Origin of the sequence: Nostoc sp. KVJ3 (assembly GCF_026127265.1) — a bacterium.
Classification (GTDB): Bacteria; Cyanobacteriota; Cyanobacteriia; order Cyanobacteriales; family Nostocaceae; genus Nostoc.
The window spans coordinates 22528-37557 of sequence record NZ_WWFG01000016.1; the positions used below are offsets into that span (position 1 = coordinate 22528).

20 protein-coding genes are annotated in these 15030 nt (G+C 40.0%); 18 read left to right on the top strand and 2 right to left on the bottom strand.

Features of this window, described 5'->3' with window-relative positions:
- Position 1: 1 nt before the first annotated feature.
- The 11 genes from GTQ43_RS40425 to GTQ43_RS40475 all read left to right on the top strand — a co-directional run bounded on the left by GTQ43_RS40425 (position 2) and on the right by GTQ43_RS40475 (position 6008).
- Complete coding sequence (locus GTQ43_RS40425) at positions 2 to 235, top strand: hypothetical protein (RefSeq protein WP_194144601.1); 234 nt, start codon at positions 2 to 4, stop codon at positions 233 to 235.
- Positions 232 to 456, top strand: a complete 225-nt coding sequence (locus tag GTQ43_RS40430; protein ID WP_265278253.1) for a hypothetical protein — start codon at positions 232 to 234, stop codon at positions 454 to 456. The genes GTQ43_RS40425 and GTQ43_RS40430 overlap by 4 nt, the downstream gene beginning before the upstream one ends.
- Positions 453 to 689 (top strand): hypothetical protein, encoded by a 237-nt coding sequence (locus tag GTQ43_RS40435; protein ID WP_265278254.1) that lies wholly within the window; start codon positions 453 to 455, stop codon positions 687 to 689. The genes GTQ43_RS40430 and GTQ43_RS40435 overlap by 4 nt, the downstream gene beginning before the upstream one ends.
- A gap of 186 nt (positions 690 to 875) precedes the next feature.
- Positions 876 to 1007, top strand: a complete 132-nt coding sequence (locus GTQ43_RS40440; RefSeq protein ID WP_265278255.1) for a hypothetical protein — start codon at positions 876 to 878, stop codon at positions 1005 to 1007.
- Positions 991 to 1434, top strand: a complete 444-nt coding sequence (locus GTQ43_RS40445) for a hypothetical protein (protein ID WP_265278256.1) — start codon at positions 991 to 993, stop codon at positions 1432 to 1434. The genes GTQ43_RS40440 and GTQ43_RS40445 overlap by 17 nt, the downstream gene beginning before the upstream one ends.
- A 12-nt stretch (positions 1435 to 1446) precedes the next feature.
- The gene (locus GTQ43_RS40450; RefSeq protein WP_265278257.1) at positions 1447 to 2163 is read left to right on the top strand and encodes a hypothetical protein; all 717 of its coding nucleotides are present in this window, start codon (positions 1447 to 1449) and stop codon (positions 2161 to 2163) included.
- 22 nt (positions 2164 to 2185) lie between these two features.
- Positions 2186 to 2734 (top strand): hypothetical protein, encoded by a 549-nt coding sequence (locus GTQ43_RS40455; protein WP_265278258.1) that lies wholly within the window; start codon positions 2186 to 2188, stop codon positions 2732 to 2734.
- Positions 2731 to 4572, top strand: coding sequence for an ATP-binding protein (locus GTQ43_RS40460; protein WP_265278259.1), 1842 nt, complete (start codon positions 2731 to 2733; stop codon positions 4570 to 4572). The genes GTQ43_RS40455 and GTQ43_RS40460 overlap by 4 nt, the downstream gene beginning before the upstream one ends.
- A 215-nt stretch (positions 4573 to 4787) precedes the next feature.
- On the top strand, positions 4788 to 4994 hold the full coding sequence (locus GTQ43_RS40465) for a hypothetical protein (protein ID WP_265278260.1): 207 nt from the start codon (positions 4788 to 4790) through the stop codon (positions 4992 to 4994).
- 51 nt (positions 4995 to 5045) lie between these two features.
- Entirely contained in the window at positions 5046 to 5252 is a 207-nt protein-coding gene (locus GTQ43_RS40470; RefSeq protein ID WP_181927218.1) for a hypothetical protein, read from the top strand.
- A gap of 75 nt (positions 5253 to 5327) precedes the next feature.
- Positions 5328 to 6008 carry a hypothetical protein gene (locus GTQ43_RS40475; RefSeq protein ID WP_265278261.1) on the top strand — a complete coding sequence of 227 codons (681 nt, stop codon included), beginning with the start codon at positions 5328 to 5330 and terminating at the stop codon, positions 6006 to 6008.
- A gap of 637 nt (positions 6009 to 6645) precedes the next feature.
- Here the strand turns inward: GTQ43_RS40475 and GTQ43_RS40480 are convergent.
- Positions 6646 to 6906 (bottom strand): hypothetical protein, encoded by a 261-nt coding sequence (locus GTQ43_RS40480; RefSeq protein WP_265278262.1) that lies wholly within the window; start codon positions 6904 to 6906, stop codon positions 6646 to 6648.
- Positions 6907 to 7020: 114 nt separating this feature from the next.
- On the opposite strand from GTQ43_RS40480, the gene GTQ43_RS40485 reads away from it, so the two are divergent.
- Positions 7021 to 7146, top strand: a complete 126-nt coding sequence (locus GTQ43_RS40485) for a hypothetical protein (RefSeq protein WP_265278263.1) — start codon at positions 7021 to 7023, stop codon at positions 7144 to 7146.
- A 9-nt stretch (positions 7147 to 7155) separates the two neighbouring features.
- Here the strand turns inward: GTQ43_RS40485 and GTQ43_RS40490 are convergent, their stop codons facing one another.
- Entirely contained in the window at positions 7156 to 7416 is a 261-nt protein-coding gene (locus GTQ43_RS40490; RefSeq protein WP_265278264.1) for a hypothetical protein, read from the bottom strand.
- A 386-nt stretch (positions 7417 to 7802) separates the two neighbouring features.
- On the opposite strand from GTQ43_RS40490, the gene GTQ43_RS40495 reads away from it, so the two are divergent.
- The 6 genes from GTQ43_RS40495 (at position 7803) to GTQ43_RS40520 (ending at position 14923) form a co-directional block, all read left to right on the top strand.
- Positions 7803 to 8372: a tyrosine-type recombinase/integrase gene (locus tag GTQ43_RS40495; protein ID WP_265278265.1), complete on the top strand. Its 570-nt coding sequence runs from the start codon at positions 7803 to 7805 to the stop codon at positions 8370 to 8372.
- Positions 8373 to 8413: 41 nt separating this feature from the next.
- The gene (locus GTQ43_RS40500) at positions 8414 to 8593 is read left to right on the top strand and encodes a tyrosine-type recombinase/integrase (RefSeq protein WP_265278266.1); all 180 of its coding nucleotides are present in this window, start codon (positions 8414 to 8416) and stop codon (positions 8591 to 8593) included.
- A 200-nt stretch (positions 8594 to 8793) separates the two neighbouring features.
- Entirely contained in the window at positions 8794 to 9552 is a 759-nt protein-coding gene (locus tag GTQ43_RS40505; RefSeq protein ID WP_265278267.1) for a hypothetical protein, read from the top strand.
- A 97-nt stretch (positions 9553 to 9649) separates the two neighbouring features.
- Positions 9650 to 10285, top strand: a complete 636-nt coding sequence (locus tag GTQ43_RS40510) for an effector-associated domain EAD1-containing protein (RefSeq protein WP_265278268.1) — start codon at positions 9650 to 9652, stop codon at positions 10283 to 10285.
- Complete coding sequence (locus tag GTQ43_RS40515; RefSeq protein WP_265278269.1) at positions 10272 to 11444, top strand: trypsin-like serine peptidase; 1173 nt, start codon at positions 10272 to 10274, stop codon at positions 11442 to 11444. Before GTQ43_RS40510 ends, GTQ43_RS40515 begins: the two co-directional genes overlap by 14 nt.
- A gap of 194 nt (positions 11445 to 11638) precedes the next feature.
- A complete protein-coding gene (locus GTQ43_RS40520; protein WP_265278270.1) occupies positions 11639 to 14923 on the top strand; it encodes a GUN4 domain-containing protein in 3285 nt (1094 codons plus the stop codon).
- The last annotated feature ends 107 nt before the right edge of the window (positions 14924 to 15030 follow it).

The following is a 15030-nucleotide window of genomic DNA, read 5'->3' on the forward strand; positions in this document are numbered from 1 at the left end:
AATGAATTACGAATCTCGGCGTATAACCATCTCCTACTTAGCAGTAATTGAATTGTGCAAGATTTTTGATTTACCCCAAGATGCACCGACACAGGCATTATCAGCAGGTGTAGAGAAGCTGATTTTTCAACACGGCAATGTGCAAGCATCACCCAAACCCGAAACAGTGCAATCTACGCAGCCCAATAAATCGGCACTTAGCGCAATGGTCACTAATTTCAAGGGGGCAGCATGACCAAATCCAGATTCAGAAACACGGTTTTAGGCATTGGAGCAACAGCAGCAGCGTTAGCCGTTGGCTACTTCGGAGTGCAGTACTTTGGCAGAAACAATATGTTCACCATCGCCGCAGCTGTCGGGGGTGCAGGGGCCATCAGCTATGTACTTCAAAAGCCGAACCAGCCACAATCCCCAGCCGCACCAGTAAAAACCCAAAGGAGAAGAAACAAATCATGAGCCACCAAGACACCGTGCAGACACAACCATCGCTAACAACAACCGAAATTATGACCATCATCCTCGGTTGCGAACAGACTCTAAGGTTCGTGCAAGCATCTCCCAATTACAAGCAAATCGAAGCCTCCGAGCGGTTCAGTACATCGAATGACTTAAAGATGGGCGATGCAGTCCAAGCCTTGATGGAGATTCACGAAGCCATCCTAAATATCGAGTTTTATTCGCAAGTTTGAGGGACAAACTTATGCTTTCAATGACAACCCTACAGCGTAATCATTTGTACGAATTCCGTGGTCAACAACTCCGCTACAGCCACCAGTCTAATTGTCGAGTCAATGCCCCTTTCATATTCAATGACTCGAAAGGCAGAAGAAAAGAATTAAGCCAAAACCAAGTGCAGAGAGAGGTTTTTGAATTAAATGAGTTTTGTGAGAACTGATGATGAAGCGATCGCACCTGCCGGCAAGCTTGGCGATCGCCTAATCAGGATGTATCTCTCGCCGCAAAAACGAAAGTACAAAAGGATTTTAACAAATGGCACTCGATTATAGAAATCCCAACGATTGGGGCAAATCACCGCTAACTGACTCCGCCCTAAGAAAGCAGCAATTCAAAGCCGAAAATCCTGAACAATGGTCAGCAATGATTTCGGCGGATATTGAGGCACTTGACACACCAATATTCGAGAGTGAAGATTACCCACCCTTTACAGGAACGGAATTTCTAGCAACTCATTCAACCATTGATGACCATCCATACTCTGCTGCATTTGGTCAATTCTTGGGTAATGGTATTGACGCGGACATTGCAAATATCTTGGCGTTTGGTGAGAACAGATTTGATTTAATTTCTGATGATTTTGACAACCCAGTAAGGCAATTAGCAACGAGAATTTATAGCCGATTTGAGGACATGGGGTATTGGGATGAAGTACCAGACTCTGACGATGATATCGACTGCGACAACATACCTTATTAGGAGAATAACGCAATGGACTTTGCAATACGTAATCCGGTACTTGGTCATGCAAGCCATATTGATGAAAAAGCGCAATCTTGGGGAGGATTTGAGTCTGATATTCTGGGCTATCTTTCAGATATAAATAAGCTCGAACAGTTTGCGGATTATGCGAATAATGCCCAAGAATTATCTGACAGACTAGAACCATTTTTGGACAACGCCAAGGTCGTCTTTGAGGCGATGGAGAAGTTGACCAAAGGGCAAGTAACTTGGACTGAACTTCGTAAACAATACGGTTCTCATGTAGCGGGTGCAATTGGTAAAATCCGTAAACTTAACTCCGAGTTCGATTCGGAGATGGGCAAGATAGATGCCCAAGATAGAGCCGACTTGTTGCGAATTGATCAGAAACGTAAACACGCTTTAACTGAAGTTGCAGCCCAATTGCATCAAGATTTACAAGCTGAACTTTGGCGGCATGAAAACAAAATCAGCAGCATAGAAAATAAGCAAACTGTGCAAGCTGAACGTCAAGCCATCACAACAGGACTGAGAGAGAAACGACAACAATTGTTAGCCCGTGCAAGGTTTGGCTCACGGGCATTAGAGCCTAATCTTGCTCCCCAAGAAGTGATACCAGTTACTAGCCAAACTTCTGCACCATCTTCTAGTGTTTCTGCAACAGGAACAGTTCGCGGCTGGGGTGCAATGTTGGGTAACTTGTGGCAGAAGTTAGGCGATAGATAAGTAATCAATAAAGGTAAGGCTGATGCTAGTAAGGAAACGAAATGAAGATCCTCATAGCGTCAGCCCTTTTTTGCATGAAGGGCTGGCACAAACACCACAATCAACTAAGCAGCATCAACAACATGAACAGTTACCACCATTACCAGAAAATAACAGAGGTAGAACATTTAGACGTGCTGGTAATGCTTGTGAGATTGTCGCTGGCAGTTGCTTGAATAGTGCAGTTATTTTCACTTTTCATCTGCTGCAAGTTCACCCAGTTGGAATGTTTCTTGCTGTGGGTACTGCACACCTGTACTTTACTGCCACTGCAACGGGTGAAGGCAATAACCGTTTTGTCACTAATTTCATGACTGGTTGCAGTGCTTCATTAGCGTTGTTATGTGCGCTCAATGAACCGATTATTGAATGGAATGAAGCGAGAACTTCTACAGATACAGCTAATACTTCAATTTCACAAATGTATCAGCCTAAAACTGCGGATTATTCCAGTTGGGCTAGTGGTGCTGGTGTGGCGATATTCGTAGCACTATTAATGATTTTTCTATTTGGTGGCAGGAGAAGTAAATGAATTATTTAAGTGACAAACATAAACAGTTATCAGAGTCACAACAATCGGGTTTAATGACGTGGTTCGGACAGTTGCCGATGGATAAGAAAGCCGTTGCAATTGGGCTTAGTTTGACTGTGGGCATTAGCTCGGCTGCGATGGCGTGGAAAGGGGAGTCAAGCGACCGCATTTATTTTTGCGTTCGGACTCCCCAAAGCTACCTAATTTGTCAAGACAAGAATAACAGACCTTTTAGGATGACTCCCTACTACTGGGAGCAATGGAAGCAAGAGGGAATGCCACGCCAAGTAGTGCGTGACCCAGCTATGGGCGTTAATGGCTTAGTCAAAGCTACCAACCCATATAAGCCGTTTTGGGCGTTTGGGGGATTCCTGGGGTTTGCCCTAGCTGGGTGGATGTTGCGCCATTGCCAAGAGGAGGAGAAGCAGAGGGCAGTTTTTGAAGACATCGCCCAAAAACGGGATGCTGCAAAGGCAGAGATGGCCGCACGTTCCGAGCTACTAGAAAGTTACAGGGACGTTGCGATCGCAGAAGTTCAGTTACAAGCCGACTTGGATCTAATCGCTAACGATCGCACTGTTGACATCACCAAAGCTGAGATTTACGCCCACACTGAGATTGAAGTCACCCAAATGGAGGCAACTGACGCTATTTTTGAGGCGCAAACGGCGGGGATGACCGAGCAACAGAAAGCAGATTACATTAAGCAGTTGCGTGAGATGAAAACCCCTTATCTCCAAGGGAGTCAGACTCTACAGGGGACGATTGACCCCAACGACAAGGTTACTGGATCTGAGCCTGGAGCGATCGCTCCTACTGAGAAATATCGCTGGATCAACAACACCATCGGCTACCCCACTTTAATCTTTGGTGGCATGGGTGCAGGTAAGTCGTGGACTACTAGAGAAATTATTTGGAAGAAAGTACAAGCCGGATGGAACATCGTAGCGCTTGACCCGCACGGCACACAGGTCGAGTGGCGAGGTGTGAGGCTGATTACTGGCTACAAAGAAATAGCTCTCTTCATGCAATGGTACATGGATGAAATGCGCCAGCGCTATGAAGATTACCGCAAGAGTGGATTAACAGAGGAGCAATGGACAGAATGGTTAAGAAATAGCGGCAAGATGCTATCAGTTATCTGTGAAGAATTTACGACATGGACAGATAACATTGTTGAGCCAATGCCAGACGATTGTGAGGATGAAAAATGGAAGCCCGACCCTGATTTTATTGGTAAATGGTTTCGCTGTGCCATGACCGAATCTCGCAAACAATTAATGATTCCTTTGTTCGTAGCTCACGACCGCACAATGGAGATTTTAGCCAAAGCCAAAGGGTTATCAAAACTTCGAGATGCGGCACTGTTAGAAGTAGAACTAATCGCAACTATTGACCCAATCACCACAGAAGCTAAAGCTAGTGGTAAAGGAGCAATTAAATTACCTGGGCATGGGCAATGGATTGATATTGAATTGCCTAAGCTCGACCACAAGCGAATTGATTTTCGGCTTGATGAATCTAGAACAGTTAATGAACCGCCAACCATCGATAAAGCTACTTTAGAGCGCATTTATGAACTGGAATTCAATCTTGGTAACAAAGCAGGTGACACCCAAGATGAACCGAATAAATTATCACCAATGGCGCAAAAGCTGTATGAATATCTCACCAGAACTGAACGAATTGAAGCTGATGTAAGAGAGTTCAAGGGGAACTTTAAAGTACAGGGTGAAAGATTCTCTGTAGAGCTTATTAAGTCTTGGATGTACGAGATTGTTGGGGCAGGGTTAGCCAATTGGATTGGTGAAGGAATCATCAAGTTAAACCAAGATTAAGCCCTTGGGTGTCTAGCGTGTCTGTGATTAAAAACGGGGCTTTTTTGGCAGATATCAACCCCAGACACGGCAGACACCAAAAGCCTGAAACCCTTACATAGCTTAGACACTCCTCGGACACCAGTTCAGACACCGCAAGACACCACGGCAAGGGTTGATGTCTTAATAATGTCTGCCAGACACGACTAATTAATTTATTGAAATACCTGAATACTATGCACCCAATTGAGTTTAAGAAAAAGTGGCAATTAACTTACAACGAGCTAGCACTCGTCTTAGGTTACGAAAATGATTTCACTGTCCGTTGTTGGGGGATAAATGGAGGACACAGGCGCAATCCTCAAAAAGTTGCTTATGTTGCTTGTCGCCTTCTAGATGAAAAATGGTCAGATGAGGGGAAAGTTATAGATTCTTACCTTTGATAATTTCTCTTTGCGTCTCTGCTAATTAATTTATGGAAATACCTGAATACTATGCACCCAATTGAGTTTAAGAAAAAGTGGCAGTTAACTTACGACGAGCTTTCACTTGTCTTAGGTTATGAAGGTGATTATACCGTCCGTTCCTGGGGTACGAATGGAAGACACAAGCGCAATCCTCAAAATGTTGTTTATGTCGCTTGTCGCCTTCTAGATGAAAAATGGTCAACTCAGGGGAAACAAGTAAATTCTTACCTTTGATGCTTGTGTGAGTCGGGACAATTATAGTCAACTGTTTAATCACCGCTTTTCAGAATTTATTCGGGAGAGAATCACGTGTCTAACTCTGTTGAAAATTATTTAACTGTTGAGGGAAGTAATCAATCTGTGAAGGCGTTTTTTGAGCAAGCAAATACTAATCAAAGCTTATTTGATTTCCATGCTTTTGTACCAATGCCGCCAGATGTTTTTCAGGGTGATTTAGGAACGGAAGAAGAACAGATGTATCCAGGTGAACAAAATTGGTATGAATGGTCAATCTCAAACTGGGGTACAAGCACGAATGGATTCACAGTAGTACATCAACCTCCATTTGTGCAGTTTAGAACCGTATGGAGTGTTCCTTTACCTGTTCTCTTGGCTGCCTCTGAACAATTTCCCGATTTAAAATTTACAAATGAATGGATTGAGGAAACATTAGAAGCGGCGGGAAGGTTTATTTTACAGAATGGTCAGATTTGGCTAGATGAATCAGAAATTTATGAGATGTGGTCAAATAAACAATCAAAATATATTCACCCCTTGAATTTAAAGTATTGCAAATCAAAGTACATAACATATTTGAAAGAGTTTGCTCAAGAAGAAGGAGATGATTCTCCTTATGTATTTTATCTAAATGCTAGTGATGGCATAGGTGCATTTTTGGGACTGGCTCATATAAGTAAGTTCTTATTAAAGAGCTTTTCTAAGCGCACAACCAACCTGAAACCAATGGTTTGTGAAGATACTGAGTCCTAATGAACGAGGGGGTTTTGGAGTGTATGCCGGGCGATGATCCTGTCTTTTTATGAGTGGCTTAGTGACGGCATAGCTCCAAAACCCCCAATGTGTTTTTTGATTTCTCAAAATTTTAGGGCTGCTCTGGTGACACGTTAGCTGTAGCGACCTGCAATACTAATCGCTCAAACCTGCAATCAAGACATTTACAAACCAGGATTATCTGCAACTATAATTGTGCTTCAGCCAGGATTAAATGCAACTGAGCCAGGATTATTTGCAACCAACCTGCAATCATCGGTTTGAGCCAGGATTATTTGCAACTATAAAAGTAAAAAAAACGAACGGTTTCTTAACTGCGTTACCAGTAAGGCTTAGAGTTACTTTTACCGTTGGTTTTTAAGTAAAAAAACTCGGTAAATAATTCAAAGTTAACCTATCAAATTCTGAAATGAGTTTCTTGACCAACTCCTGTCAAGGAGAGAAAACTCAGCCCTAGTAAGGTGTTGAGCTTATTTGCAATTAATCCTGGTCGAAACGGATGATTGCAGGCTGGTTGCATTTAATCCTGGCTCAGTTGCAAATAATCCTGGCTCAACTGAAATTATAGTTGCAAATAATCCTGGCTGAAAACAACGATGATTGCAGGTCGGGGGATTTATAATTGCAGGTCGCTACAGTTAGCAATCAAGAGTTCTTTTTTACTGCGCTTCAACTGTTTCCAAAGTGCCTTAATCTGGTTGTAAGCCTCATCAGGAGAAAGCTTACCATTGGTTTGTAAACAGGTAATGTAGCCAACTTTTTGTGCGAATTCTTGGAGGTTGGCATTAAATACTAAGTTCTCCGGCTTAAATTGACCGTAGTAGCGACTGCGAGGGTAAAGAAAATTGTTTTTGTCTGACTGATTAGGCTCGTCCATCAATTCACTTGTCTCAATCAAGTTTGTATATCATTTATCACCATTAATTTCAAATTTATGCAAGTAGGTAAATAAATTTTGTTCACCGCAAGAGTCGAGCGCAGAGGTCTGACAGTGAGCCGACAACAAGCGTTCGCTCTGTGGCTATGGCGGCAAAAAGGCGTAAGGCTACTTTTACTATTTTCAGTACTGAGTAATATTATTCCTCAGTACTTTGGCGTTCGGGAAATGGCACGGTGATGCCTAATTTTAGGGCTGCTCTGGTGGCACGTCACAAATCAAGAGTCCTTTTTTACTGGACAACAAAAGTTTCCAAAGCGCCTTAATCTGTTTGTAAGCCTCATCAGGAGAAAGCTTACTATTGGTTTCTAAAGAGGTAATGTAGCCAACTTTTTGAGCAAATTCTTGGAGGTTGGCATTAAATACTAAATTCTCTGGCTTAACCTGACCGTAGTAGCGACTGCGAGGGTAAAGAAAATTGTTTTTGTCGTCCCCTTTAGGCTCGTCCATTACTTCACCCCCAATAAGTGACTTTTTACCAATGATAGTCAGAAGTGAGCTTCAATGAAGAAATTGCCGTTCATTTAAGTATAAAGCAACTAACTGTTTATTAGCTGCAATAACAGTAAGGCTTTTCAATCATGGACATATAAATGAAGCGATCGCTTCATTTATAAGTTAGGTATGAGTATTAAGTGCGGATCATACCCCTACTTGGCAATAGCGCTCTTCACATAAGCTAATTTTATCAGCCAACGCCATTATGCGGGTTGTAGCGGTTGGGATTGATAAGCAGAGATTAACTGAGTCTAGTGGTTTGAAGTTGCTCACGGAATATATAGGTTTCCAGGCGTTTACATTGTGTTTCTACTGTTAGACAATGTAGGCTAGAACCTATGAAAATAAACAGATTCGGTAGGGCAGAAATCCTTACCCCCGACCAAATCAATCTCCTATTTAACGAGGGCTTTGTCAACCCACGCGATCGCGCTTTGTTCGGCGTGTGCCTTTATGCTGCTTGCCGGATCAACGAAGCTTGCACGTTGGCAGTGAAAGATGTGTTTGGCAGCAACGGTGTCAGAGGGGTGTTAGTATTACGCAGCGTGAACACCAAAGGTAAGCGGGACACTAGGGAAATCCAAGTGCATCCCAAGCTCAAGCAGTATTTAGAAGAGTACAACCCCAACCGCCGCAAGGAGTTTTTGTTTCCTGGTCGGCATGGACTCTTACATATCCACAAGGTCAGCGCTGACAAAATCCTCAGAGATACCTGTGTGCGGCTGGGGATTGAGGGGGTGAGTACGCACAGCTTCCGCAGGACTGCGTTAACCAGGATGAGCGATGCCGGGATACCGTTGCGCCACATACAGGAGATATCGGGACATCGGACTTTGGCAGCTTTGGAGCGATATCTGGGGGTAACTGAGAAGCAGAAGCAAAACGCGATCTCTGCTTTGGACTTTTGAACAATGTCGATTTATACAGTTAGGGGTAGTGTTACGATGTCATGAATGTTTCAGCGCACTGGTTTAGGCACAGTCACGCTACTCACGCAATAGAAGAAGGTGTTCCAGTGCATTTGGTTCAGGCTACTCTTGGGCATACAAGTTTGGATACCACGAGTAAATATCTGCACGTTAGCCCTGATAGGAGTTCTGGGGAGGTTTTAGTTAAGCGATGGTCTTAGCCATTTTAAATTTATTGTTCCCTAAAGTTGGTATATTAATCATTACCAGAATTTATTACTTTTACTGCTTTGGGATAAAAATAGTAAAGCAACTACAAAAATAAAATCACTCTTTTTATGAAAAACTACGGATTATGTTACATTAGATTGCATTCTAAAGATTCACTTTTTAAATGGTTTCTTATTAAAGGATAAAGTTTATGGAAATGGCAAAATCATATGCTAAAGAAATTCATCAAAATTTTGCAAAGCTATACGCTAACTGGCTTCCAAACGAAGCTATTGTCTTAGGAGATTTTGGATATTTAAAAGACGGTATTTTCAATAAAGAAGGAAATTTAAAAGAACTTTTTAGAGGTATAGAGATTCATGAAGCCTCTCCAAATCCTCTAGCCCCTCCCGCTTGGTACAAATATACGTCTGCAAGCACCCAAATTATAGAAGTCTCTCCTCAAGCCCAGGCTAAGGTGAATGAATTTGCAGATATTAATGCCAGGTTAGAAATAAAATTTTCTAATAAAAATTCTGTTTTTTTTAATGCACCGGGCTGTGTGTTTAAGTCTATTGATAATCTGCCTAACTTTAAAGAAAAAATAATAAATCTATATAATATCGGACACTGGAAAGCAGAATATGTCATTGTGACCAAACTATTGCAAGCAACATCTGCTACTATCATCATTTCTGCGTCAAATAATTCTTCTATAACTCTTGAAGCAGAAGGTAAAACTACCATTGATTTAGCAGATGTCAACCTTACCTTTAAAGCCAAGTCAGAGAATAATATAGGATTTAAACTAACTACTGAAAGCGACATTATACCTCTAGTAGGCTTTCACAAGTTGAAAAAAGGTTTTTTTGGACTTGGATCTCTAACAGTTGATACTGAGTACGAAAGTACAATTGATCGTGTTGAAAAAGAATGGGATTTGATTGAAGTAGATGATGTGATTGAGTGAAAACTTGATGGTTCGATAGTAGATATTTGAGATTGCTGTCGAACTTACCCATAAGAAAATAATATTTCTGTACTACTGCTAGAGGAGAGCTTTATAAATGACGTTTAGCGGACAACAGCGCAGACAATTGAAAGAAGCACTAATAAGTGCATTTCCTACAAGATCAAGTTTAGAGCAAATGCTCTCTTTGGAGTTAGAAAAGAATCTAGAAGCGATTGCTGGTGGTAGTAATTTACAAGATATTGTTTTTAGATTGATTCAAATGGCTGAGGCTGAAGGATGGCTAAACGATTTGATTCACGCTGCTCAAAATTACAACCCAGGCAATCAAGCACTTCGAGACTTTACTGAAGCTTACATAACATCTAATTCTGACTCTTTAACAGCCGATTATTCAGTTACTGTGAGGTTGCGCGAACTTCTCTCGAATCTTGTAAACAAGTTGATTGCAATTCCTGCTGCCGATTCTTTTCAGGGTCGAACTGCATTTTTGTTAAATATTCAAAATTCAGATAGTTTGAATCGAAGCAATGTCAATGCTAGGACTGATATTTCCTTAATTGTTCAACAATTGCGAGAACGGGGCAATCAATTTTCAGCAGAACACCCTCTATACATTCTTATAGATAATGCTTTTCAATATGCCAATGGTTATGGTCTTGGTGAAGATTTAGTATCTTTGCGTGATCAAATAAATGTAGCATTTGAGGAGTTGTATAATGACGAGCATTAACAAGCAGTTAGACCGTAATATCCAGCAACAATTTATTGATGCATTGCTACAATTATCCGTCACTGATACTTTTAGTGGAAGAAGTAGTCTGTTAGAAGGACTACCACGGATTGATATAACCCGCTCTCAAGAAATTAGCCGTCTTGATTTAAATCACATCATTAGTGGATTTGTGCGGCTGGGAAGAGATACAAAAACTGGGGTTAGACCTCTGATCGTTATCGCCGACAACGCAATGAAATATATTCAAGGCTGGCAAGGAGAATTAAGCAGCACTTTTAAAGAAATTATTCAAGAACTAGAACTGTACTATGGTGGCGAGATACCAGCACCATCTGTCCCACCTCTCGAACCTGAAAAACTTCTTTTTAAAGGACGTGATGAACGCGTACCTTTCGTCTTTGTACAAAAGGCATTAGAAACTAGCAAAAGTATATGTCGATTAAGAGTTCCACGTATTTTTGGCGGTAATGCTAAAGATGATACTTTTGGTACGGCTTGGATTATTGCACCAGGTATATTAATTACAAATCACCATGTTATAGAGGCACGAGATAGAAGCTACGAGTCTCCTGCAACTCCAGAGGATTTCCAACTGCAAGCTGAGAATTTGACTGCCTGGTTTGATTTCTTGAGTGAAAGTGGTTCATATCTAGCCTGTCAGAATGCTGAACTATTAGCAAGCAATCAAAAGCTTGATTACGCCATTGTACGATTGAAAGAGTCAGAAAAAATTGCAGATCGTAAACCACTATGTCTGGTTGAGAAACAACCTGAATTGGAACGCGGATACCGCTTAAACATTATTCAGCACCCTCGTGGTGGTCCACTTATTTATGCCATCCGTAATAACTTCTATATAGGAACTGGTGCTAATAAAGATTTTTTACGTTACTTGACAGATACTGAAGGCGGTTCTTCTGGTTCTCCCGTACTTAATGATTATTGGAAAGTTATCGGATTGCACCACGCTGCAACATGTGTACCACAAGAATATTATGCAAATTTACCCCAAGAGAGATATCAGACTTTACCACAAGAAACGGTGAAAGGTGAGGTAATAACCTTTCACAATGAAGGTATTGCAATACACGCAGTTCTAAATGATTTATCGCCAGAATTACGACATGAAATTAAGTTAGCCCAGGATTGGGAGTAATCCAATCATTAAAACCTTTTACGACCAATTTAGGGATGCGAGCAAGCAATAGTTGAGAGCTAATGATGGTGCTATGTCTAATGAATCTGCGACCAGAGACAAAGTAACTAAGTAGTAATGGGGTTTGGAGTGCAATCGCTTGAACCAGCCACAACAATTCTTACTTGTAGTGAAAATATGAGGTATTGAGAAAGATGCATTTATCTGGTGAACAACGCATAGAATTACGAGAAGGTTTAATTAATGCTTTTCCTCAAAACGGATTATTAACTCAGATGGTATCTGAACAATTAAATAGAAATCTTTCACAAATAGCAGCAGTAGACAAAGATTTAGGAACTGTTATCTTTGAGTTAATTGAAGCAGCAAATTCTCAGGGATGGGTTGAAGCTTTAATTCGTGCTGCACGTAAAGCCAACCCTGGAAACCCTTGCTTAAAGGCTATTGCTCAAAAATTGCTGCCACAAGATTTGCCGCCATCGGAAGTACCTTCGGATTCGTCATCAAATCTTCTCTCAGCACTAAGTATTCAGCAGCAGAAAATCTTCATTTTGGTAGCCGTTTCCGATGAATTACTTTTTAATGAAGAACTTAAGGAAATAGAGTTAGCTATTCAAGGAGAAGATAAACAAACTTTTTTTGATATTATTATAAAAAATAATGTACATTCTCTAAATGTTTTTGATGATGCAATCAAAGAAGAACGCCCTCAAATTGTTCATATTTGTGGATGGGGAAATCAGGATGGCTCTTTCTTTTTTACGGATGATCAAGGAAAGGACGAACCTATCTCACCAACAAGGTTAGCACAATTATTTGAGAGGCATAGCGATTATGTTAAGTGTGTGCTTATTTATTCAAGCTATTCATTTAAAGCAGCTAAGTTAATTAGCGAATACATTAATTATGTAATTGGTATGAAACAATCGATAGATATAAAAGAATCAAATGATAAAAAACCTATAAATGCCGAGAGGATATTTGTTAAAAACTTTTATAAATATTTAACTTCTCAACGAGCAAATCAGGAAGATGTTATTTATAAAGCTTTTGATGAAGGTTGTTATAAAACAAACATGGAACTCTCTCAAAAAGTTTCGATAGCAGTATTAAAAATAAAAACTCAAAGAGAATATTACCAAGATTTAATTGAGAACTTTCAAAGCTATCAAACAGAAGGATTAAGCCAAGATTATGCCTTGGAATTACCAAAGGTATTTGTGCCACTTAAGATACAATTCAATCATGCCAAGAATACACACCATGAAATGATTTGGCTAGAGACTAATGGAGCAAATGATCATAATAAGGGAGAAGACGAAATTTGGCATTTTTTAGCACAATCATATGATAAGCAGGCGAGGGGGTGTATAGTGCTGCTGGGTGGACCAGGAGCGGGTAAAAGTACTCTTTTGAAACATTTAACTCTCATTTATGCAAATGAAGCACAACAAAACTACCATAATCAAGCTCTAGAACTAATTCCAGTATTGTTGCTTATAAGAAAGGTGTATCAAACAATAGTTCAGAATAAGAATACATCTTTAGCAGAATTGATAGCCGAACAAGTAATAAATAAACAAGTGTTGCAATGGTTGTCGCAAGAATTAAATCAAGAGAAAAATAATAAATGTTTAATAATGCTAGATGGCTTAGATGAAGTAGCAGATGAAAGTCAGCGTAAGCAAATGAGTGCTTGGATTGATAAACAAATACAAAAATATCGTAACGCTACTTTTATCCTAACATCTAGACCAGGAGGCTATGAAAAGGCAAAATTAAATAAGGTTGACATAGTTTTAGAAGTCCAACAATTAAAACCGGAGCAAGTTCGTAGATTTATTAGTCAATGGTATTTGGAAGTAAAGAAGAAGACAAAAAAATCGTGCGTTCAGATGTCAGCAATAAAGGAAGAAGCTCAAAAACAATCTGAAGATTTGATAAAACGGATTAGAAAAAGTTCTCCATTAGCAGCAATGGCTGTGAATCCATTGCTATTAACAATGATTTGTAAGCTTCATGATGAATTAAATCTTAAAGAGAAGACTTTGCCCGAAAAACGAGTTGAGCTTTATAGGGAGATGTGTGAGGTTTTACTAGGAAAGCGGCTGGAAGCAAAGGAGCTTATCGATCAAGATCATCCTCTCGATACGTTAACAGATAAAGACAAGCAATCTGTCCTGCAAGTACTAGCACTAAAATTAATGGAGCAGCAAAAGACTGAGTTTGCTCTGGCAGATGGAACTTTTTGGATACAAAAACAGTTGAAGACTGTAGTTGGCAATAAGGTCAATGCAGAAGAGTTTATTAAGTATATTTGTAATATCAATGGGTTTTTAGTAGAAAAAGAGTTAAAAACTTATCAATTTCCTCACTTAAGTGTTCAGGAATATTTAGCAGCAGTTCGGGTTAGCGAATTGAAGCAAGAGGATTTATTAATTGCAAATATTAATAAATCTTGGTGGGCAGAAACAATTCGCCTCTATGCTGCCCAAAACAATGCTACTCAACTGATTCGTGCAGTGATGGAGATGAATTCTCCATCACTTGATGTTTGGGTATTGGCTTATGATTGTCTAGAAGAGTGTTTAGTAGTAGATTCCAATGTAAAGAAAGAACTAATAAATAGACTAGAAGATGGATTAGAATCAACTGACCCAGAAACTTTCCATTTTGCAGCTAAAGTAAGATTAATACGGCGTTTGAGAAATTTTATAAGAATTGATCAAGAATCAGAAATTGATGATAGCTACATTACTTGTGCTGAATATCAACTGTTTCTTGATGAAACAGGAGAGCCTTGTAAACCCCAACACTGGGAAAGCAGCAGATTTCCTGAAGGAGATGCTAATGAAACGATTACTGGGATAAGTTGGAAACATGCAAATCGGTTTTGTGTGTGGTTAGGAAAATGGTATCGAACAAGTTACGGTAATCAGCTAAGTGAGATAGCGGTTCATTATAAATCATCTAAAGAAGAAATAAATAGCGGAATTAGTCTAGTTAAGTTTCAATTATCATCTATATACAGTCAACTTGCTGATTATTTATGGAATGAAGAATGGCAAAAGGCTAATGAGGAAACAGCAGATTTAATGAACAAGAGGGTGGGTGGAAAATTTTTAAATGAAGAAAAGATTTTTAAGTTTCCGTGTGAAGACCTCCGCATCATCGACCAACTTTGGGTATATGCCAGCAAGGGTCATTTTGGTTTTAGCGTTCAGAAGAAGATTTACAAAAATTTAGATGGAACAGAACAAGTCTGGAGCGAATTTTGTGATCGCATTGGCTGGCGACAAGGAGGAGAGTATTTGTCTTATGAAAAAGTGTGGCCGATAGTTACGAATCAGGGTTTGCTTCCGATTGTTATAAATTTTGGTGTTTTTGGGAGTAGAACAACTTGGAGAGATTTTGATAATAAATCGTACATTTCTCTTGTGCAAAAACTTGTTAAAAAACTTGATGGCTGTAACATATAGTGCGTGACTAGGCGTATTGCTGCTGTTGAATCTGCCAGTTGCCGAATTGAATTTGAATGTATAGTTTGTCTCCATGATGCACTCTTAATAGCTACTTTTTACCACAC